Consider the following 18,820-nt stretch of genomic DNA (forward strand, 5'->3'; position numbering starts at 1 on the left):
ATCAGCCTTCCTGGAGGGTGGTGAGGCCGTGCTCGATGAAGACGGGGACGAGATCGCCGATGCGGTCGAAGCCGGCGCCGACGGTCTGGCCCAGGGTGTAGCGGTAGTGGATGCCCTCCAGGATCACGGCGAGCTTGAACCAGGCGAACGCCGTGTACCAGGAGATGGCGGAGGTGTCCCGGCCGGAGCGTGCGGCGTAGCGCTCGACCAGTTCGGCGGGGGTGGGATGGCCGGCCGCTCCGCTGGTGGTGGAGACCGGGGACTTCGTCAGACCGAGGTCGGAGCTGTACATCACCAGCAGGCCGAGGTCGGTCAGCGGGTCGCCGAGCGTCGACATCTCCCAGTCGAGAACGGCCTTGATCCGGTCGTCGGAGCCGATCAGGACGTTGTCCAGACGGTAGTCGCCGTGTACGACGGTGGGCGCGGGGGAGACGGGCAGTTCTCGGCCGAGCGCGGCGTGCAACTCGTCGATGCCGGGCAGTCCGCGGTTGCGGGACGCGTCCAGCTGCTTGCCCCAGCGGCGGAGCTGCCGGTCGAGGAAGCCCTCGGGGCGCCCGAAGTCGCCGAGCCCGACGGACTCGGGGTCCACGGCGTGCAGTTCGGCAAGGGTGTCGACGAGACCGAGGACGGCCTCCCGGGTGCGCTCGGCGCCCAGCGGGGCGAGCTGCTCGGCCGTGCGGTACGGGGTGCCCTCGACGTACTCCATGACGTAGAAGGGCGACCCGATCACCGAGTCGTCCTCGCAGAGCAGCACCGGTTCGGGCACCGGAACGGCCGTGGGGTGCAGGGCGCTGATCACCCGGTGCTCGCGCTTCATGTCGTGTGCGGTGGCCAGCACATGACCCAGCGGGGGCCTGCGCACGACCCAGTGGCCGGTGCCGTCCGTGACGATGTACGTCAGGTTGGAGCGACCGCCCTCGACGAGCCGGGCTTCGAGCGGTCCGTTCACCAGATCCGGCCGCTCGCGGTCGAGATATCCGCGCAGCCGGTCGAGGTCGAGACCTGGCGGGTGGACTGGGCTCATCGTGCGCACCTCCGGGGTGAAAGACGGTCGGTGTTCATGATGCCGACCAGTCGGTATGCCGTCCAGTGGACTCCCGGGATCCGGCACGTGGGCTCCGCTCCGACTCGGGCCGGAGTCTGGCGTTCGGCCGTATCCCTGAATATGGTTCACGTATGAATACCGAGCTGCTGATCGACGAAGTCCGGCTGACCCCGATCCTGATAGCCGACCCGCCCCTGCTCAACACCCAGGGCGTCCACCAGCCGTACACGCCGCGGCTCATCGTGGAAGTCGTCACACGCGGCGGTGTGACCGGTATCGGGGAGACCTACGGGGACGGCAAGTACCTCGAACTCGCCCAGCCGCTCGCCACCGCCCTCGTCGGACGCCCGGTCAGCGGTCTGAACGGCCTGTTCGCACTGGCCGACGAGGTGTGCGGTGATTCACGCGCGGCCGACGAGCGTGTCGACGCCGGTGGGCTGCGCGGTGTCCAGACCGCCGACAAGCTCCGGCTCTCCGTCGTCTCCGGCTTCGAGGTCGCCTGCCTGGACGCGCTCGGCAAGTCCCTCGGCCTCCCCGTGCACGCTCTGCTCGGCGGCAGGGTCCGCGACAGCGTGGAGTACAGCGCGTACCTCTTCTACCGCTGGGCCGCTCACCCCGAGGGCGGCGAACAGGACGACTGGGGCGCCGCCACCGACCCGGCCGGAGTCGTCGCCCAGGCCCGGCGCTTCGCCCGCGAGCACGGCTTCTCCTCCTTCAAGCTCAAGGGCGGCGTCTTCGAACCCGACCAGGAGATCGCCGCGATCCGTGCTCTGGCCGAGGAGTTCCCGGGGCAGCCGCTGCGCCTCGACCCCAACGGCGCCTGGTCCGTCGAGACCTCGCTGTACGTCGCCGAGCAGTTGAAGGACGTACTCGAATATCTGGAGGACCCGGCGAGCGGCACGGACCTGATGGCCGCCGTCGCCGCGGGCACCGACGTACCGCTCGCCACCAACATGTGCGTCACGACCCTCGCCGAGGTCCCGGAGGCCTTCGCCCGCGGCGCCGTCCAGGTCGTGCTCTCCGACCACCACTACTGGGGCGGCCTGCACCGCACCCGTGAGCTGGCCGGGATCTGCCGTACCTTCGGCGTCGGACTCTCCATGCATTCCAACACCCACCTCGGCATCAGCCTCGCCGCGATGACCCACGTCGCGGCCACCGTCCCCAACCTCGACTACGCCTGCGACAGCCACTACCCCTGGCAGACCGAGGACGTCATCACCACCCGCCATGTCTTCCGAGGCGGCCGGCTCACCGTCTCCGACGCGCCAGGGCTCGGCGTCGAACTCGACCGTGAACGCCTGGCCGTGCTGCACCGGCGCTGGCTCGACGACGACGGCACGATGCGCGAGCGCGACGACGCGGCCGCGATGCGCAAGGCCGAGCCCGGATGGCGGACCCCCTCGATCCCGCGCTGGTGACGGAACGTTCCCCGCAGCGGCCACGGCCTGAGTTGCGGGGGCCCCGGCCCGCACCGAGGGTTCGGTACATGAAGGCGATCAGCTACAGCAGGTACGGCGGGGCCGACGTCCTGGAGTACGGGGAACGGCCCGACCCCAAGGTCGGCCCCGACACCGTTCTGGTGAAGGTGCGGGCCGCGGCGGTCAACCCGGTCGACTGGAAGGCCCGCGAGGGTTACCTGGACGCCGGTCTGCAGGCCGTGTTCCCGGTGATCCCCGGCTGGGACGTGTCCGGCGTCGTGGTGCAGCCCGGTGTCGCCGTCGACGAATTCTCGGTGGGCGACGAGGTCATCGGCTATGTCCGGGAGGACTTCCTCTGCCGCGGTACGTTCGCCGAGTACGTTGCCGCACCCGTGCGCACCCTCGCCCGCAAGCCGCTGAGCCTGAGCTTCGAGGAGGCCGCGGGCCTGCCGCTGGCCGGCCTCACCGCGTACCAGGTGCTCCACCGCACACTGAAGATCCAGGACGGTGAGACGGTCCTCGTCCACGCGGCGGCGGGCGGCGTGGGCTCGCTCGCGGTCCAGATCGCCCGCCACGCGGGCGCCCACGTCATCGGCACCGCGAGCGAACCCCACCACGAACATGTGCGGCAGCTCGGCGGGGAGCCGGTGGCCTACGGGGACGGCCTCGTCGACCGGCTGCGGGCGCTGGCCCCGGACGGGGTCGACGCCGCGTTCGACACCGTCGGAGGCGAGGCGCTCCGGGCCTCCGCCGAAGTGCTGAAGCCCGAGGGCCGGCTGGCCTCCATCGCGGACGGTGAGGTCTTCTCGTACGGCGGCCGCTACGCCTTCGTGCGCCCGGACGCCAAGGACCTCGCCCACCTTGCAGAACTGGCCGAGCAGGGCATCGTCACCGTCCATGTGGACCGGGTCTTCCCGCTGGAACGGGCGGCGGACGCCTACCGGCTGAACGAGCAGGGACGCACCCGCGGAAAGATCGTCGTCACCGTCTCCTGGGACACCCCGGACGTCTGACACGCCCGGTGCCGGGCCTCAGAACAGCATGGCCGCGGCGAACACCGCGAGCGCGACCGTGCACGCCCCCGCGGTCAGCGCACCGCGCGTCGAGAGCGGCTGCGGCCGCGCGGTCCCCATCCCGAGCACCCGCCGGTGCGCCACGAGCAGGAAACCCAGCCAGGCCAGCGCGCTCAGCGCCACGGCGACGATCCCGGCCGGGCTCGCCCCTTTGTGCAGCGCCTGCTTGACCGCCAGCAGCGCCACCACCGTGCAGGACAGCGTCGTACGCCGCCACGCCAGCCTGGTCCGCTCGGGCTGCAGTCCGGGGTCGCGCCCGTCGGCCGTCACCGGCCCTCCCAGCCGAAGAGGACCACCACCACCATCGCCACGGCGACGACGGCGACGGCGAGACCGAGCAGCGTCGGGAACCGGGAGACCGGCAGATCCTCCCCGCGCCGCATCGCCCGCTCGCACCGCACCCAGTGATTGATGGCCCTCAGCGCGCACAGCACACCGGCCGCGAGCAGCGCGAGCGCCAGTCCCGCGCGGATGCCCCACACCAGCTCCGGGAGGAACTGGTCGACCGCGAAACCACCGCCGATCAGCGCGAGAGCCGTCCGGATCCAGGCGAGGAACGTGCGCTCGTTGGCGAGCGAGAACCGGTAGTCGGGGGTGTCGCCCTCTTCGCGGATTCGCTGCGGCGCGAACCACAGCCGCAGGCTCTGTACGAATTCCTTCACGCGGGAACCTTAGACCGGCCGGTGACCGGGACCCCGGACCGACCGGTGACGGGAACCCCGGACCGGCCGGTGACCGGGCCCCGGATCAGGAGGCCGCCCCGCCCGCCCGGAAGGCGCGCAGCCGGTGGTACGTCTCCAGGCCGTCCGGCACCCACTCCCAGTCGTCGAGCCGCTGCTCCAGCTCCGCATCGGTGAGGAAGGTGTGCCAGGCGACCTCCTCCACCTGCGGATTCACCGGCAGCTCGCACCGGACCTGGTAGATGTGGCTCCACCAGGAGTGCTCCGCGCTCTCGTAGAGGAACTTGAACAGCGGCTCGGGGCGCGGGAGCCCAAAGACCCCCAGCTCCTCCTCGGCCTCCCGCAGCGCCGCCTCGTCGTACGACTCGCCCGCCCCGACCACCCCGCCGACGAACATGTCGTAGTGGGACGGGAAGACCAGTTTCGTCGGGGTCCTGCGGTGCACGAAGAGCCGGCCCGCGGCATCCCTGGCCTCGATGAAGACGCAGCGATGGCGCAGGCCCCGCGCGGTCGCCTCACCGCGCGGGGCCTGCCCCACGACCACGTCGTTCTCGTCGACGATGTCCAGGATCTCGTCAGAAGGAGTCATGCCCCTCATCCAACATCAGGCCGCTGACAGTGATCACTGGCCCATGACGTACTTGACGGTCGGCCCCGTGGTCCAGCCGCCGTCCACGGCCAGTTCGGCGCCGGTGATGTACGAGGCGGCGTCCGAGAGCAGAAAGGTGACGGCCTCCGCGATCTCCGGGGCCTCGCCGACCCGGCCCATCGGGGTGTTCGGGTAGTTGCCGTCGCCCTTCTGAATGCCGACGGACGCGGTCATCGGCGTGTAGACCATGCCCGGGTGCACGGAGTTCACCCGGATCTTCGCCGTGCCGAGCTCCACCGCGCCGACCTTCGTCAGACCGCGGACGCCCCACTTGGAGGCGCCGTAGCTGGAGGTCAGGGCGAGGCCCATCAGACCGGCGGCCGAGGAGATGTTGACGATGGAACCGCCGCCGTTCTCCTTCATCACCGGGATCACCGTCTTCATGCCGATGAAGACGGCCGTCAGGTTGATGTCGATGACCTTGCGGAAGTGCTCGACCGTCTCGGTCTCCAGCGGCTGACCGGTCGATACGCCGGCGTTGTTGACCAGGCCGTCGATCCGCCCGAACTCGGCGACGGCGAATTCGGCGACGCGCTGCCAGTCCTTCTCGGAGGTCACGTCGTGGTGCATGAAGCGGGCCTGCGCCCCGAGGGCGGCGGCGGTGGCGGCGCCCTCGTCGTCGAGCACATCGGTGATCACCACATGGGCGCCGCCCGCAACGGCGAGGCGGGCGGCCTCGGCGCCCAGGCCCCGGGCGCCGCCGGTGATGATGACGGTCTTGTCGCTGAGCTTGTTCTTGTCGGTCATGACACTGTCCTTCATGTGGTGCGGGTGGTTCACGCGCCGCCCGGCACGGGCGCGTGCAGGAACGCGGTGGTGGTCTCGACGAGATCGGCGAGGAAGAACTCCTCGCCGGTCAGCGGCCGGGTGCCGTCGAGACCCTGGCGGGCGCGGTCGGCCAGCGCCGCGCCGATCAGGGTGAGCGCCAGGTCCAGGCGCTCCAGGCGCACGGGCCCGGGCAGTGCGCCCAGGCAGTCCCCGATGCGGCCGATCAGCCGCCCGTAGGCGGTGCCGTCCAGGGCGGGGTGCAACCGGCCGGTCCGCAGCCCGGTCTCATGGCTGAGCTGGGCCGAGATCCGCAGACAGCGGCGGCCCCGGTCGTCGGCGAGCAGGCTCGCCTCGGCCGTCACCAGCGCGGTGAGCAGTTCCCGTACGCCACAGTCCCCGGCCAGCTCGTCGAGCAGCGGTGCGATCACCTGTTCGGTACGGGTCTGGCGGCCGTCCATCACCGCGTCGAGCAGCCCGGCCCGGGAGCCGAAGTGGTATTGGACCGCGGAGGGGTTGCTCTGCCCGGCCAGCCGGACGATGTCCCGCAGCTGGGCGCCGTCCGTGCCCTGCGCGGCGAAGATCTCCTCGGCCGCGCGGATCAGCTTGTCCCTGGTCTCTTGCCCTGACGTTCTCGTCATGTCGGCCACTCTAATGCTGGCCATTATTAATAACCAGGGCGGACGGCCCCCTGTGACCGGACAGACGCCGGTCAGTTCGGCTGGAGGCTCTTTTCCCGGCGCCCGCCCACCGGCCCCTCCGGCATCGCCGGATGCAGTCCCAGCAGCACGATCCCGACGACGATCGCCATGAGGCCCACCGCCTGCCAGGCCAGCGCGCCGGTGTCGGTACGCAGCTGGTCGCCGAGGAAGCCGACCCCGCAGGCGATCCCGGCCAGCGGCTGGGATGCGGTCAGCGGAGGCAGTGAGACCCGCAGCGGGCCCGTCTCGAACGCGCTCTGCACCAGGAGCAGACCCGTCACCCCCAGCGCCACCACCGCGTACGGCTGCCACGCCGTCACCAGCGCCGACCAGCCCTCGTCGGACAGCCGCTCGCCGGTGACCCGGGTGAGGGCGTCCTGGAGTCCATACAGCAGTCCGGCCGCCACCGCGAGCAGCGCCGGGGCGACCCCGGACTGCGAGCGCTTGGCGAAGGCGGTGAGCAGCATGGCCGTGCCCACGACCACGCCGACGACCAGCCAGTGCCGCAGCGGACTGGTCACGGCCTCGCCGCCCTGCGGCCGGCCCGCCAGCAGGAAGGCGGCGACCCCGCCCGCCAGCAGCCAGAGCCCGGCCCAGCCCTGCCCGCCGAGCCGCTGCCCCGTGCGATGGCGCGACAGGGTCATCGCGAAGAGCAGATTGGTCGCCAGCAGGGGTTCGACGACGGATACCTCGCCCTTGCCCAGGGCCAGGGCGCCCAGAGCCATGCCGCAGACCATAAGGCCGATCCCGGCCAGCCAGCTCGGCACCCGCATCAGGTCCAGCAGCAGCCGGAAGGAGAGATAGTCGCTCCTCGGGGCGTGCGAAGCGGCGGCCTGCTGCAGGACGAAACCGAATCCCAGGCAGCAGGCGGCACTCACGGCGAGCACGAGGACCAGCACCGACACGCTTCTACCTCGAGTCAGGCCAGAAGTGGGTGATTTGTTTCGACGATAGCGCCTGCGCCCTGCGGGTGCGGCCGGAGTGCCGCCGACCGGGCGGTTGACGCCGTGGCGGTCGATGCAGAGGATCTGACGCACGAGTAACTTCCGGTGTCCGAGCCGGACCTCCACCGTGGCCGTGACCGGATCGCCCCGACAAGGATGGAACCCATGGCGTACGACGCTGATGTGATCGTTATCGGGGCGGGGCTCGCGGGTCTCGTGGCCACCGCCGAGCTGGTCGACGCGGGCCGCTCGGTGATCCTGCTCGACCAGGAGCCCGAACAGTCGATCGGCGGCCAGGCGCACTGGTCCTTCGGCGGTCTCTTCCTCGTCGACTCGCCCGAGCAGCGCCGGATGCGGATCAGGGACAGTCATGAGCTGGCCCTCCAGGACTGGCTCGGCTCGGCGGGCTTCGACCGCGAGGAGGACCACTGGCCACGGAAGTGGGCCGAGGCGTACGTCGACTTCGCGGCCGGTGAGAAGCGTTCCTGGCTGCACGCCCAGGGGCTGCGGCTCTTCCCCGTCGTCGGCTGGGCGGAGCGCGGCGGCTACGACGCGACCGGCCACGGCAACTCCGTACCCCGCTTCCACATCACCTGGGGCACCGGCCCCGGTGTCGTCGCCCCCTTCGAGCGCCGGGTCCGCGCGGGCGTCGCCAAGGGCCTCGTCCAGCTGAGGTTCCGCCACCGGGTCACCGGCCTCGGCCGCACCGCGGGCACGGTCGACACGGTGACCGGCGAGATCCTGGAGCCGAGCGCTGCCGCCCGGGGCACCGCGAGCAGCCGGGTGACGTCCGGCAGCTTCGAGCTCAGGGCCCAGGCGGTGATCGTCACCTCCGGCGGCATCGGCGGCAACCACGACCTCGTACGCAAGCAGTGGCCCCCGCGGCTCGGCACCCCGCCCGCGAAGATGCTCTCCGGTGTCCCCGCCCATGTCGACGGACTCATGCTCGGCATCACCGAGGAGGCGGGCGCCCACCACATCAACCGCGACCGGATGTGGCACTACACCGAGGGCATCGAGAACTGGAACCCGATCTGGGCCAGGCACGGCATCCGGATCCTGCCGGGACCGTCCTCGCTCTGGCTGGACGCCCGCGGCAAGCGGCTGCCGGTCCCGCTCTTCCCGGGCTTCGACACCCTGGGCACCCTCGAACACATCATGAAGTCCGGCCACGACCACACCTGGTTCGTCCTCGACCAGAAGATCATCGGCAAGGAGTTCGCGCTCTCCGGCTCCGAGCAGAACCCCGACCTGACCGGAAAGTCGGTCCGTGACGTGATCGGCCGGGCCCGCGCGGACGTACCGGCCCCGGTGAAGGCTTTCATGGACCACGGGGTGGACTTCGTGGTCGAGAAGGACCTCGGCGCACTGGTCCGCGGGATGAACGCGCTCACCGACGAGCCGCTGATCGACGAGGCCGAACTGCGCCGCGAGATCACCGCACGCGACCGGGAGATCGCCAACCCCTTCACCAAGGACCTCCAGATCACCGCGATCCGCGGGGCCCGCACCTATCTCGGCGACAAGCTGATCCGTACGGCGGCGCCGCACCGCATCCTCGACCCCAAGGCCGGCCCGCTGATCGCGGTACGGCTCAACATCCTGACCCGCAAGTCGCTCGGCGGACTGGAGACGGACCTGTCCTCACGGGTACTGACCGAGGACGGCACGCCCCTGCCCGGTGTGTACGCGGCGGGGGAGGCGGCAGGCTTCGGCGGCGGCGGGGTGCACGGCTACCGCTCCCTGGAAGGGACCTTCCTCGGCGGCTGCATCTTCTCCGGCCGCGCGGCGGGCCGCGCGGCGGCGCAGGCGACCTCCTAGGCACCCCGGGCGTCCCGCTGTCCCGGCGACCCCGGCCGTCGCCCGCCCCGTTGGGGCCGACGACGGCGACGACCCGGCCGACGGGCAGGGTGAAGGTACGGTCCTTCAGCGCTCAGGCGGCCTTGCGGCGCCGTCGGTAGTGCAGGCCGAGGCCTTCGGCCTCGATGACCGGGCCGGTCATTCGTCCCCCTCGAAGTGTTCCTTCAGTACGGATGTGAAGAGCGCGGCCACGTCCTCCCGCTCCAGCCCCGCCGCCCGCGCCCGCCGTGCCCAGTCGGCGAGTTCGCCGCGCAGGGGTGAGTCGGCGGGGGAGGCGGTGCCGAGGGTGGTGCGGATGAAGGTGCCGAGGCCGCGGCGGGCTTCGACGAGGCCTTCGCGTTCCAGTTCGCGGTAGGCCTTGAGGACCGTGTTGGGATTGATGGCCGTCGCTTCGACGACCTCGCGTGCGGTGGGCAGGCGGTCGCCGGGTTCCAGGAGGCCCATCCGGAGGGCCTGTTTCGTCTGCTGGACGATCTGGAGGTAGGCGGCGACGCCGCTGCGCCGGCCCGCTGTCAACCGGCAAGACCCGGACAGCCTTTGTGGGCTGACGGTTCATCAGTAACGAGCCATGAGCGGGGAGAGGTATGCGTGACGGCTGGTGCACAAGCGCGCATAAGGCGGCGGGGGGGGGGGGGGGGGGGGGGGGGGGGGGGGGGGGGGGGGGGGGGGAAAAGGGGGGGGGGGGGGGGGGGGGTGTGTCCCCCCCCCCCCCCCCCCCCTACAGCAGGAGAGCCACCGTCACCGCACGATGTTGATTCGCCCCGCCGCCGGAGGCGCGATCGGCGCGTCGGCCGAGGAGTGGGCCGCCAGATAGTCGAGCAGGACGTCCAGGTCGGAGGCGCCGACCAGCTTGTTCGTGCCCTCGGTGAAGACCGCGAAGCCGTCGCCGCCGCCCGCCAGGAACTCGTTCATGGCGACGCGGTACGTCGTGGCCGGGTCGATCGGCTCGCCGTTCAGCTTCACGGACGCGGCCTCGATCCGGTCGGCGCCGGTCTTGGTGAGGTCCAGGGTGTACGTGAAGCCCCCGGACACCTGGAGGATCTTCGGGGACTCCTCGTTGCGGCCGCTGACCTGCTGCTGGAGCGCGGTCACGATCTGCTCACCGGTGAGGTCCTGGACGGTCATCATGTTGGTGAACGGCTGGACGGTGTACACCTCGCCGTACGTCAGGACGCCGTCGCCCTCGCCCCCGTCCGGGCCCTCGTGCACGAAGTCGGAGCGGATGCCGCCCGGGTTCATGAAGGCGATCTGCGCGCCGCCCTTGTCGGCCGGGGCCATGCCCTCCAGCTGGGCGTCGGCGATCAGACTGCCGAGCGGCTTCTCGTACGCCTTCGAGCCGCGGCCCTCGATGTCGGCGGAGATGTGGCCGACCGGGCGGTTGGCGATGGGCGCGGCCAGGGCACCCCACTCCTTGACGAGCTGCTCCATGTCCCTCGCCCGGTCGACGTCACGGGTCACCACATGGTTGGCGGACGTCACGGCCGTACGGACGATGTCCTTCGTCTTCCGGTCGTAGGTCAGCGTCGTGTCGGTGTAGAGCCGCCCGAAGGACGCTGCGGAGGTCACCGTGCGGGGCGTGCCGGACGGGTCGGGGATGGTGCAGGCGTACGCCTGGTGGGTGTGGCCGGTGACCAGCGCGTCGACCTGGGGGTCGATGTTCTTGGCGATGTCGACGATCGGGCCGGAGATGCCGTCGCCGGGGCCGGGGCTGTCGCAGTCGTAGTTGTACGAGTCGGAGGCCGGGAGCCCGCCCTCGTGGATGAGCGCGACGATGGACTTGACGCCCTTGCCCTCCAGCTCCTTGGCGTACTTGTTGATCGTCTCGACCTCGTCGCCGAACTTCAGGCCCTTGATGCCCTCGGCGTTGACGATGTTCGCCGTGCCCTTCAGGGTCACGCCGATGAATCCGATCTTGACGCCGTTCTTCTGCCAGATGAAGTACGGGTCGAGAATCGGCTTGCCGGTCTTCTCGCCGGTGACGTTCGCGCCGAGGAACGGGAAGTCGGCGCCCTGGTAGGTGCTGCCCTCTGTCGCGCAGCCGTCCGTCGGGTGGCAGCCGCCGTTCTGGAGGCGGGCGAGCTCGGCCGCGCCCTCGTCGAACTCGTGGTTGCCGACGGAGGTGACGTCGAGCTTGAGCTTGTTGAGCGCCTCGATGGTGGGCTCGTCGTGGAAGAGGCCGGAGATCAGCGGGGAGGCGCCGACCATGTCGCCGGCGGCGGCGGTGATCGAGTACGGGTTGCCCTTGCGGGCGTCCCGCAGGTGGGTGGCCAGGTATTCGATGCCGCCCGCCTTGATGCCCTCGGTGGCGCCGTGCTCGTGGACCTCGCCGGAAGAGCCGGCCGGCGGCTCCAGGTTGCCGTGCAGGTCGTTGAAGGAGAGCAGCTGCACGTCGACGGTACGGCCGATGCCCTTGCCGTTGCTCGGCCCGTTGCCCTGTGCCGCGCCGGCAGGCATGGCGGCCACGAGAGCACCGGCGGTGGCGAGTCCGGCGGCGGTGACGAGTATCCGCCGCCCCGCACGCTTCTTGTGACGAGTCTCTGACATCTGTCTCCTTCTTCCCTGCACGCCCGATGGATCCGGCAGTGCCATGTCATGGCGAAAAGTGCGGCAATGCGGGCTTGTTGGCGCCTCGTCACCCCGTCCACCCCCACTCCTCCCCCGGGAAGCTCCAGGCGGTGAGGCCATGGCCGCTGGTCTGCCGAGCGCAGCCTAAGGTCAACGCGCGTAGCGCAATAGAGGGGTACGGGTTACGACCTGGTTGCCATCACTCGACGGCGCCCCCAATGACACCCGCTGAACGGCCCACCGTTGTATGACGACTGAAGCTCCCACAACAGCCATCGAGTCGGGCCGCCGTATCGACATCGTCGACGAGCTCACCCCGGAGCAGGTCCAGGAGGTCCTCTCCCTGATCGCCTCCGCCGCCGAGACGGACGGCATGTCGGCGGCCGGGACGCCACAGGCCGGGTACTCCTCACCGATGTTCTGCTCCACGACGACCGACGTCGCACACGGCGGCGTCACGACGAGCGCCGCCGCCCGGGCCTCGCGGTGCACGGCGCGATGACGGCCGCCGCGTGGGACGGTTCAGACATGATCGAGCCATGCTGGACGCGGTTCGGGCCGAGGCGATGCCGGGCGGGATCTGTGGCGTGTTTTAGGACGAAGAGGGGCGTCCGCACGGAGTCCGCGGGCTTCTGACGGGCCTTTACGGCGGCTTGCCCCCCCCCGGATCGCGCCGGGGTGGGTCGTCCGCTCGCGTGGGGCTTTCACGCCGCACCCGCCTTGTGCACCGATCGATTACAGCCACCTGAACTGTTGTTACACCAGCAAACCGGTCCGTCGGTATTCTACTGACGATGTACCGACGGTCGCACGCTCGCTACTGTCGGTCAGCTTCCGTGGAAGGGTGGCAGTCGTGGTGCGCTTCAACTTGCTCGGTCCCCTGGAGGTCCGGGTGCAAGGCCGGCCGGCGAACATCAGAGGGGGACGCCAGCGCATCCTCCTGGTCCTGCTCCTGCTCGGTGAAGGGGCCTCCGTCTCCAAGGACCAACTCATCGGGGAAATATGGGGCGACGATCTGCCAGCCCAGGTCGACAACGCCCTGCAGGCCGTCGTCACCCGGCTGAGACGGTCGCTGGACGCCTGGTGCGGATCGGGCTTCGCCCGCGAGCGGCTGGTCTCCGAACAGTCGGGATACAGCCTCTGGCTGGACGACCAGACGGTCGACCTCCGGGAGTTCGAGTCGCTGCGCTCCGAGGCGCACGGGCTGATGACCAGTGACCCGGCCCGGTCCGCTGCCGCCCTTGAGGAGGCGCTGGGGCTGTGGCGTGGCCCCGCGCTGGAGGGCGTCGGCGGCGGTGTGCTGTGCGGCAGCACCGCTGCCCGCCTCGACGAGGAGTGGCTGCTCGCCCTGGAGGACAAGATCGAGCTGGAGCATCGCGGCGGCCGGCACGCCGGCACGGTCGCGGAGCTGCGGCGGCTCACCATGCTGTACCCGCTGCACGAGCGGCTCTCCGAGCAGTTGATGGTGGCTCTGTACCGCTCCGGCCGTCCGGCCGAGGCACTCGACGTCTACTGGCGGCTGCGGACCGCACTGCGTGGCGAGCTCGGCCTGGATCCGACGCCCACCGTGCAGTCGCGGATGCAGGCGATCCTCCAGCACGACATGGCGGACGTGCTCCCACACGAGAGGGGACGGGGAATCCCGCGCCGGTCCGCCGTGGCGTGACCGTACGGGGTTGAGTACGGCGCCGGTGGTGGTGCTCACACGCCGCTCGCCACCCCGGTGTCCTGCTCCGCCCGATGCGCGTCGGCGGCACCCGCTTCCCTGTGACGCCGCAGCAGCGCCAGGGCGAGCAGGCCCGCCGTCAGCACCAGACCCGCGGCCAGGAGCAGCGCCGAGGCGGTACCGGACACGAGCCCCTGGGCGGACACCGTCGCCCCGGAGGCCGCCACCCCGAGGAGGCTGCCCAGCTGGTGGAAGGTGTTGGACACCCCTGAGGCGGTGCCCGCCCAGGCCACCGGTACGGCACCGAGGAGGGTCACCGTGGCAGGCGCCGCGGCCGGCGAGATGCCCGTACCGAGGAGGGCGAGCGGCCACCAGTAGGCGCCGTAACCCTCTGCGGGGCCCAGCCGGGTGAGGCCCAGGAGTGCCGCTCCTGAGCCGAGGGTCCCGGTGACCACCGGGATGCGTGGGCCGGTCCGTACGACCATGACGGCCGCCGGGCAAGAGGCCGGCACCTCGGCGATGGCGGCGCGAAGGAGGAACTGGCCCGCGGGGTGATCGAGGCGCAGTTCTCGGCCATAGGGCAGCTTCGACTGCAACTCTCCCCTGCAGCAGGCGATCGACTCCGCGCATGCGGTGGCCCACGCGCTGAAGCATGTGCCCCTGGTGTGCGCCGGAATCCGGCTGGTCATCGAACAGGGGTCGTTCACCGAGCCGGACCCGGAGCCCTATCTGCGCTGGGTCGAGCCGGCGCAGGCCTTCCTGGAGCAGGCTCGTACGGAAGGGGAGTTGCGCCCCGAGGTGGACGTGCCGGCCGTGGCCCAGCTCATCGTCGCGCTCTTCACGGGAACGCAGCTGATGGCCCAGGTGCTCACACAGCGGGAGGACCTGGATGAGCGGATCACTGCCTTCTGGCGGGTGGTGCTGCCGGGCCTGGCCATGCCGGAGGCGCTGCGGCGCCTGAAGCCGGAGGGTGCGGTGAAGTTCCCCGACGGCCCGGAAGTCCCTGGTTCCGCGGGCTGACGATCGCCCGGCGGAGTCGTCCGGTGCGCCTCAGCGTGCCTGAGGACTTGGATCCGCGAGCTGTATCCCGGGGGAGCCCTCTGGGTGCAGGGTCGCGGCGTACTTCGGGGTGACCAGTCCCGGCAGGATCACCCGCCACATCGCGGTCGTCATGTGCGGTCGCAACATCCTGCCTTCCCGTCCGGCGAGCAGTTCAGCGCCGGCGCCCATGGACATGACGAGGGCGGCGACGGCATGGGCGCTGACGCCCTCTCTGAACTCCCTGCGGGCGGCGGCCGATTCCAGCGGCAGCCGCACGGTGCTCGCCCAGGTGAGCCGGTAGGCGCGCGCCTGGGGTGCCGGGCTGTTGCACTCCAAGGAGAGTTGGATGCATGCTCGGGTCACGGGGTCCCCGTTGAACTGTCGTACGAGCAGATGAGTCGTGTCGATCAGGCTCTGTAGCGGCGAGGCCTCAGGGCCGCGGGCCCGGGTCGCGATCGCGCGGAGTGAGTCGTGCGCCTCGTCGAACAGGGCGGCGGCGATGTCGCCTTTCGACGGGAAGTGGAAGTAGACGGCGCCCTTGGTCGTCCCCGCTGTCGTGGAGATGCCGTCGATGCTGGTCGCCGTATACCCGTTGCGTTCGATCATCGTGGCGGCCGAGTCGAGGATCAGTCGACGTGTATGCATCGCACGCTGCTGCTTGGCCATCAGGACCCCCTGGTCAGGTGTGGGTCGATTGAACGTCTGGTCAGGACGTCGTTCGGCTGGGGTGCCAGGATACTAATACCGACCGTGCGGTATTAGTGGGACGGTCATGCGTCATCACCCCGGAGGCGGATCATCAGGGGCATGTCAGGGACCTCCGGCATCCTGGCGAGGTCTGCCTCACAGGGAGCTTGGATGAGAACAAGAAGGACCCGGCTGTGGGTCTGCCTACCCGCATTCGCCATGGCCGGCGCATGGGGAGTGGTCGGAAGCGCCCCCGCTGTCTCCGCCGAACCCGGCTGTGAAATCCGCGAGAATTCGCCGCACGCCGACTGGGGAGGGATGTCTTTCTCCATCGACCTCTACTGCACCAACACACCCGGAGACGTGACATCCCAGTCCTTCTTCGGGTCTCCTGTCACCGGGAGGATGACGAAAACCACGAGCTGGTTCGTCTGCTGGAAGATCGGGGCTCCGCACTCCGGGAAGAACAGCGTCTGGTACTACACCAAGGGCGACGAAGTCGTGAACAACCCCGGCCAGCAGGGCTGGGGCTATATGCCGGCGAGTGCGCTCGGCACCACCAAGGCGCCCTTCCCGGGGCTGCGGAAGTGCTCGTGGGGATAGGGGCCCATACATATGCGTGCAACCAATGACAACAGCCGGCCGGAGGGCGTGTCCCGTCTCGGCCGCCTCGGTCGCGTCGGCCGTACCGCCCGCGGCCTCACCGTGGCGGCCCTCGCCCTCCCCCTGCTGACCAGCGGCCTGAACACAGGCACCGCCCACGCCGTCACCTGCGCGCTGGAGGAGAACGTTCTCCAGCAGGACAGGCTGGGCAATGTCTTCCGCACCGACGTCAAGTGCGAGAACCTCGCCGGAAACGTTTACGGGCGCGCGTCCTACGACAGCCCGCTCACCGGAAAGAAGACGTCCACGCTGAGCACCTTCGTGTGCTGGACGCGAGGTCAGCCGCATTCCGGCGGAAACACCGTCTGGTACTACACGAAGGGTGACACGGCGGTTTCGCCCTTTGAGACCTTCGAGGGCTGGGGGGCCATGGAGTCCAACAAACTCCTGACCCCGTCCGGCATTCCGCATCCCTTCCCGGGGCTTCCCCGCTGCCCGTGGTACTGACAGATCCGGAGAAGTTTCCATGCTGATGAGGAATGACACAGGGCGGGGGCGCGGTCGTAGCTCCGTGCTCGCCCTCGGTCTGCTCGTGACCCTTTCCACCCTGGGAACAGGGCTGGGAATAGCCGCGACGGCCTCCGACCCGGACTCCGGTGAGGCAGGCAGAGGCGTCGAGGTGTCGCCGCTGGCGAAGGCGAAATCCTCCGGAGAGCCGGTGGAGATCGTGGAGCGGCGGACCGAGACCTCCGAGGTGTACGCGAATCCGTCCGGCACGCTGACCGTGACGACGCACCTGTCGCCGGTACGGGTACGTCAGGGCGGCAAGTGGGTCGCGATCGACACCGACTTGGTGGTCGGCAAGAACAGTGTGACGCCCAAGGCCGCGGCGGCGGGCATCGAGCTCTCCGACGGCGGCACGGGCCCGCTGGTCCGGCTCAACGACGACATGCACGTGCTGGAGTACAGCTGGCCGGGCAAGCTGCCCAAGCCGAGGCTGGCCGGCGCGGTGGCGACGTACCCCGAGGTGATGCCCGGAGTCGACCTCCAGGTCGAGGTGAATGCGAAGGGCTTCCAGCAGCTGCTGGTGGTCAAGGACGCCAAGGCCGCGAAGAACCCCGGGTTGAGGAAACTCACGTACGGCATCAAGTCGAACGGCCTGAAGGTGACCGCCGACGAGAAGCAGAGCCTGAAGGCGGCCGACGCCAAGGGCCGTACGACGTTCTCCGGGCCGGCGCCCCGGATGTGGGACAGCGGTAAGGGCGGGAAGAAGAAGCAGGCGGTCATGGAGACCACGGCCGCGGGTGAAAGCCTCACGGTCGTCCCCGACCAGAAACTGCTGACCGACACCGGTACCACCTACCCGGTCTACGTGGACCCGTCGTTCAGCACGGAACTGCCCGGCGCATACGCGGTGCACGAGTTCTCCCCCGAGTGGCACCACTGGGACACTGAACGTCTCTGGATGGGGAACTACATGGGAACCGATGGCAAGTTCTCGCGTACGCGCTCGTTCTTCCAGGTGGACGTTCCTTACCTGGCCGGGCGGCAGGTGCTGAACGCGTCGCTGTCCCTCAAGGATCTTTCGGGGTGGACGGGGGACTGTTCCCTCGCCCCTGTGGAACTGTGGGAGACAGGCCGCGCCGGTGCCACGACGACGTGGAACAACCAGCCGTTGTGGAAGACGAAGAACTCCTCCTACTCCTGCCCCAAGGGCACGGTGACTCTGGGCGCGACGAGCGCGGCGCAGGCTGCCGCGCAGAGTGGCACGAGTCTTGTGGACCTGGGGGTACGGACCTCCCTCGCCGCCGAGAGTGCCAAGGCTGACAGCGACCGGCAATTCCTCACGGCCTACGCGAAGTTCACCGTGGAGATCGCGAACAAGGGCGAGTGCTTCCTGGTCACGGACGTGAGCTATACAGACCCCGACGGCAGGTCGTTCACCAAGGAGATGAACTGTGACAGCCTGGCGTCCGACGTGAAGGCCGAGCCGTACACCACGGCGCAGTCGACCGGGCAGCTGCTGGCGGGCCCGCACGGCTTCGTGTGCTGGCGCAGCGGTGACATGAACGGCGCGGGGAACCGCATTTGGTACTACGTCAAGGGCGATACGGCGTCGGGCTGGACCGGCTGGCAGGGCTGGGGTTTCGTACCGGCTGACAAGATCACCGGTGTGGGTGCGGAGCCCTACCCCGGGCTGCCGGCCTGCGGTGTCTATAACGTCACCCCCGGTATCACCCCGCCGCAGGACTTCAACTCCGACGGACTGTCCGATGTCGTGGCCCTCCAGACGGACGGCAATCTCGCCCTCTACCCGGGCATCGGCAACGGCACCCTCGGGAGCAAGCGGATGCTGTGGACCGACGGCCGCGGCAGCGCGTACACCAACGTCTTCACCGGCGACTTCAACGGGGACGGGATCGGCGACATCGGGGGCTTTGGCGGTGGCCGTGTGTGGTGGTGGGCCGGAGACGGCAACAGCGGGGTCGGCACGACGGCTCAACCACTGATGGACAACCGGAATAAAACACAGGCCGGCTTCGACCCGGGCCTCCACGCGCCGTGTCGGGTCGCCTTCGCCGCCGACTTCAACGGCGACGGAAAGACGGACATCGCGGCTGCCTGCGGCCAGGGCTCGGAACAGGGCAACTACGACGACGACGCCATCTGGTGGTGGCCCGGCGACGGGGACGGTGGGATCAACGCCACCCTGGGAGCGAGTCCCGGCTACGAGTATCTCTACGCATGGCGCTCGGAGACCGAGTTCTCCCCGCTGGACGTCACCGGCGACGGCCGCATGGACATCGCCAGGATGCCCTACGCGACGACCCTGGAACTGAACCCGGGACCCCTCGCGCCCAACGCCTCCTACGGCACGGGCACCAGGCAGACCTGGGCGCCGAACGGCTTCGGCACGGTCACCAAGGTGTTCGCCGGTGACTTCAACGGCGACCGCTACGGCGACATGGCCGGCGTCGACAGCAGTGGCCAGCTGTGGCAGTGGCCCGGCAAGGGCGACGGCACCTTCGGCGCCCCGTCGAAGATGTCGACCGCCACCGACTGGGGGGCCTACAAGGACCTCCTGTGATCCAGCGATGACACAAGGGCCGGGCATCCGTC

General features: G+C 69.9%; 20 protein-coding genes. 9 read left to right on the forward strand and 11 right to left on the reverse strand.

Going from position 1 to position 18,820, the window contains the following annotated elements; all coding sequences use genetic code 11:
- Position 1 precedes the first annotated feature (1 nt).
- Complete coding sequence (locus ACZ7IB_RS17150; protein ID WP_470913261.1) at positions 2-1,024, reverse strand: phosphotransferase family protein; 1,023 nt, start codon at positions 1,022-1,024, stop codon at positions 2-4.
- Between the two features lie 152 nt (positions 1,025-1,176).
- Here ACZ7IB_RS17150 and ACZ7IB_RS17155 point away from each other — a divergent pair, with 152 nt between their 5' ends.
- Complete coding sequence (locus tag ACZ7IB_RS17155; RefSeq protein WP_470913262.1) at positions 1,177-2,466, forward strand: glucarate dehydratase family protein; 1,290 nt, start codon at positions 1,177-1,179, stop codon at positions 2,464-2,466.
- Positions 2,467-2,534: 68 nt separating this feature from the next.
- Positions 2,535-3,479: an NADP-dependent oxidoreductase gene (locus tag ACZ7IB_RS17160; protein WP_470913263.1), complete on the forward strand. Its 945-nt coding sequence runs from the start codon at positions 2,535-2,537 to the stop codon at positions 3,477-3,479.
- Between the two features lie 18 nt (positions 3,480-3,497).
- Here the strand turns inward: ACZ7IB_RS17160 and ACZ7IB_RS17165 are convergent, their stop codons facing one another.
- The 6 genes from ACZ7IB_RS17165 to ACZ7IB_RS17190 all read right to left on the reverse strand — a co-directional run bounded on the left by ACZ7IB_RS17165 (position 3,498) and on the right by ACZ7IB_RS17190 (position 7,239).
- Positions 3,498-3,809: a DUF202 domain-containing protein gene (locus ACZ7IB_RS17165; RefSeq protein ID WP_470913264.1), complete on the reverse strand. Its 312-nt coding sequence runs from the start codon at positions 3,807-3,809 to the stop codon at positions 3,498-3,500.
- A complete protein-coding gene (locus ACZ7IB_RS17170; RefSeq protein ID WP_470913265.1) occupies positions 3,806-4,201 on the reverse strand; it encodes a YidH family protein in 396 nt (131 codons plus the stop codon). Before ACZ7IB_RS17170 ends, ACZ7IB_RS17165 begins: the two co-directional genes overlap by 4 nt.
- Before the next feature lie 85 nt (positions 4,202-4,286).
- The gene (locus ACZ7IB_RS17175) at positions 4,287-4,808 is read right to left on the reverse strand and encodes an NUDIX hydrolase (protein WP_470913266.1); all 522 of its coding nucleotides are present in this window, start codon (positions 4,806-4,808) and stop codon (positions 4,287-4,289) included.
- A 33-nt stretch (positions 4,809-4,841) separates the two neighbouring features.
- The gene (locus tag ACZ7IB_RS17180) at positions 4,842-5,615 is read right to left on the reverse strand and encodes a glucose 1-dehydrogenase (protein ID WP_470913267.1); all 774 of its coding nucleotides are present in this window, start codon (positions 5,613-5,615) and stop codon (positions 4,842-4,844) included.
- Positions 5,616-5,644: 29 nt separating this feature from the next.
- Positions 5,645-6,274 (reverse strand): TetR/AcrR family transcriptional regulator, encoded by a 630-nt coding sequence (locus ACZ7IB_RS17185; RefSeq protein WP_470913268.1) that lies wholly within the window; start codon positions 6,272-6,274, stop codon positions 5,645-5,647.
- A 71-nt stretch (positions 6,275-6,345) separates the two neighbouring features.
- On the reverse strand, positions 6,346-7,239 hold the full coding sequence (locus tag ACZ7IB_RS17190) for a DMT family transporter (RefSeq protein WP_470913269.1): 894 nt from the start codon (positions 7,237-7,239) through the stop codon (positions 6,346-6,348).
- A gap of 204 nt (positions 7,240-7,443) precedes the next feature.
- Between ACZ7IB_RS17190 and ACZ7IB_RS17195 the strand changes: the two genes are divergently transcribed.
- Entirely contained in the window at positions 7,444-9,099 is a 1,656-nt protein-coding gene (locus tag ACZ7IB_RS17195) for an FAD-binding dehydrogenase (protein WP_470913270.1), read from the forward strand.
- A 177-nt stretch (positions 9,100-9,276) separates the two neighbouring features.
- Here ACZ7IB_RS17195 and ACZ7IB_RS17200 read toward each other — a convergent pair whose 3' ends face one another.
- On the reverse strand, positions 9,277-9,654 hold the full coding sequence (locus tag ACZ7IB_RS17200) for a GntR family transcriptional regulator (protein ID WP_470913271.1): 378 nt from the start codon (positions 9,652-9,654) through the stop codon (positions 9,277-9,279).
- 222 nt (positions 9,655-9,876) lie between these two features.
- On the reverse strand, positions 9,877-11,682 hold the full coding sequence (locus tag ACZ7IB_RS17205; protein WP_470913272.1) for a bifunctional metallophosphatase/5'-nucleotidase: 1,806 nt from the start codon (positions 11,680-11,682) through the stop codon (positions 9,877-9,879).
- A gap of 268 nt (positions 11,683-11,950) precedes the next feature.
- Here ACZ7IB_RS17205 and ACZ7IB_RS17210 point away from each other — a divergent pair, with 268 nt between their 5' ends.
- Together ACZ7IB_RS17210 and ACZ7IB_RS17215 are read left to right on the forward strand one after the other, a co-directional pair.
- Positions 11,951-12,205 carry a hypothetical protein gene (locus tag ACZ7IB_RS17210; RefSeq protein WP_470913273.1) on the forward strand — a complete coding sequence of 85 codons (255 nt, stop codon included), beginning with the start codon at positions 11,951-11,953 and terminating at the stop codon, positions 12,203-12,205.
- Between the two features lie 351 nt (positions 12,206-12,556).
- Positions 12,557-13,369: an AfsR/SARP family transcriptional regulator gene (locus tag ACZ7IB_RS17215; RefSeq protein WP_470913274.1), complete on the forward strand. Its 813-nt coding sequence runs from the start codon at positions 12,557-12,559 to the stop codon at positions 13,367-13,369.
- A gap of 35 nt (positions 13,370-13,404) precedes the next feature.
- On the opposite strand, the gene ACZ7IB_RS17220 is transcribed toward ACZ7IB_RS17215, so the two are convergent.
- Positions 13,405-13,965, reverse strand: coding sequence for a hypothetical protein (locus ACZ7IB_RS17220; RefSeq protein WP_470913275.1), 561 nt, complete (start codon positions 13,963-13,965; stop codon positions 13,405-13,407).
- A gap of 19 nt (positions 13,966-13,984) precedes the next feature.
- On the opposite strand from ACZ7IB_RS17220, the gene ACZ7IB_RS17225 reads away from it, so the two are divergent.
- Positions 13,985-14,389, forward strand: coding sequence for a TetR family transcriptional regulator C-terminal domain-containing protein (locus tag ACZ7IB_RS17225; protein ID WP_470913377.1), 405 nt, complete (start codon positions 13,985-13,987; stop codon positions 14,387-14,389).
- A 30-nt stretch (positions 14,390-14,419) separates the two neighbouring features.
- Here the strand turns inward: ACZ7IB_RS17225 and ACZ7IB_RS17230 are convergent, their stop codons facing one another.
- Positions 14,420-15,076 carry a ScbR family autoregulator-binding transcription factor gene (locus ACZ7IB_RS17230; RefSeq protein ID WP_470913276.1) on the reverse strand — a complete coding sequence of 219 codons (657 nt, stop codon included), beginning with the start codon at positions 15,074-15,076 and terminating at the stop codon, positions 14,420-14,422.
- A gap of 192 nt (positions 15,077-15,268) precedes the next feature.
- Between ACZ7IB_RS17230 and ACZ7IB_RS17235 the strand changes: the two genes are divergently transcribed.
- The 3 genes from ACZ7IB_RS17235 to ACZ7IB_RS17245 are packed head-to-tail and all read left to right on the forward strand — an operon-like array spanning position 15,269 to position 18,788.
- Entirely contained in the window at positions 15,269-15,700 is a 432-nt protein-coding gene (locus tag ACZ7IB_RS17235; RefSeq protein WP_470913277.1) for a hypothetical protein, read from the forward strand.
- Between the two features lie 12 nt (positions 15,701-15,712).
- Positions 15,713-16,207, forward strand: coding sequence for a hypothetical protein (locus tag ACZ7IB_RS17240; RefSeq protein ID WP_470913278.1), 495 nt, complete (start codon positions 15,713-15,715; stop codon positions 16,205-16,207).
- A 25-nt stretch (positions 16,208-16,232) separates the two neighbouring features.
- On the forward strand, positions 16,233-18,788 hold the full coding sequence (locus ACZ7IB_RS17245; protein WP_470913279.1) for an FG-GAP-like repeat-containing protein: 2,556 nt from the start codon (positions 16,233-16,235) through the stop codon (positions 18,786-18,788).
- Positions 18,789-18,820: the final 32 nt, after the last annotated feature.

The sequence above is a fragment of the Streptomyces sp. NPDC037301 genome (assembly GCF_055602785.1).

Excerpts from the sequence above, each read along its gene's own strand:
- ACZ7IB_RS17155 (WP_470913262.1), top strand. The coding sequence starts at position 1,177 with ATGAATACCGAGCTGCTGATCGACGAAGTCCGGCTGACCCCGATCCTG.
- ACZ7IB_RS17245 (WP_470913279.1), top strand. The coding sequence starts at position 16,233 with ATGAGGAATGACACAGGGCGGGGGCGCGGTCGTAGCTCCGTGCTCGCC.
- ACZ7IB_RS17195 (WP_470913270.1), top strand. The coding sequence starts at position 7,444 with ATGGCGTACGACGCTGATGTGATCGTTATCGGGGCGGGGCTCGCGGGT.
- ACZ7IB_RS17240 (WP_470913278.1), top strand. The coding sequence starts at position 15,713 with ATGCGTGCAACCAATGACAACAGCCGGCCGGAGGGCGTGTCCCGTCTC.
- ACZ7IB_RS17160 (WP_470913263.1), top strand. The coding sequence starts at position 2,535 with ATGAAGGCGATCAGCTACAGCAGGTACGGCGGGGCCGACGTCCTGGAG.
- ACZ7IB_RS17180 (WP_470913267.1), bottom strand. The coding sequence starts at position 5,615 with ATGACCGACAAGAACAAGCTCAGCGACAAGACCGTCATCATCACCGGC.
- ACZ7IB_RS17230 (WP_470913276.1), bottom strand. The coding sequence starts at position 15,076 with ATGGCCAAGCAGCAGCGTGCGATGCATACACGTCGACTGATCCTCGAC.
- ACZ7IB_RS17210 (WP_470913273.1), top strand. The coding sequence starts at position 11,951 with ATGACGACTGAAGCTCCCACAACAGCCATCGAGTCGGGCCGCCGTATC.
- ACZ7IB_RS17150 (WP_470913261.1), bottom strand. The coding sequence starts at position 1,024 with ATGAGCCCAGTCCACCCGCCAGGTCTCGACCTCGACCGGCTGCGCGGA.
- ACZ7IB_RS17175 (WP_470913266.1), bottom strand. The coding sequence starts at position 4,808 with ATGACTCCTTCTGACGAGATCCTGGACATCGTCGACGAGAACGACGTG.
- ACZ7IB_RS17205 (WP_470913272.1), bottom strand. The coding sequence starts at position 11,682 with ATGTCAGAGACTCGTCACAAGAAGCGTGCGGGGCGGCGGATACTCGTC.
- ACZ7IB_RS17185 (WP_470913268.1), bottom strand. The coding sequence starts at position 6,274 with ATGACGAGAACGTCAGGGCAAGAGACCAGGGACAAGCTGATCCGCGCG.
- ACZ7IB_RS17235 (WP_470913277.1), top strand. The coding sequence starts at position 15,269 with ATGAGAACAAGAAGGACCCGGCTGTGGGTCTGCCTACCCGCATTCGCC.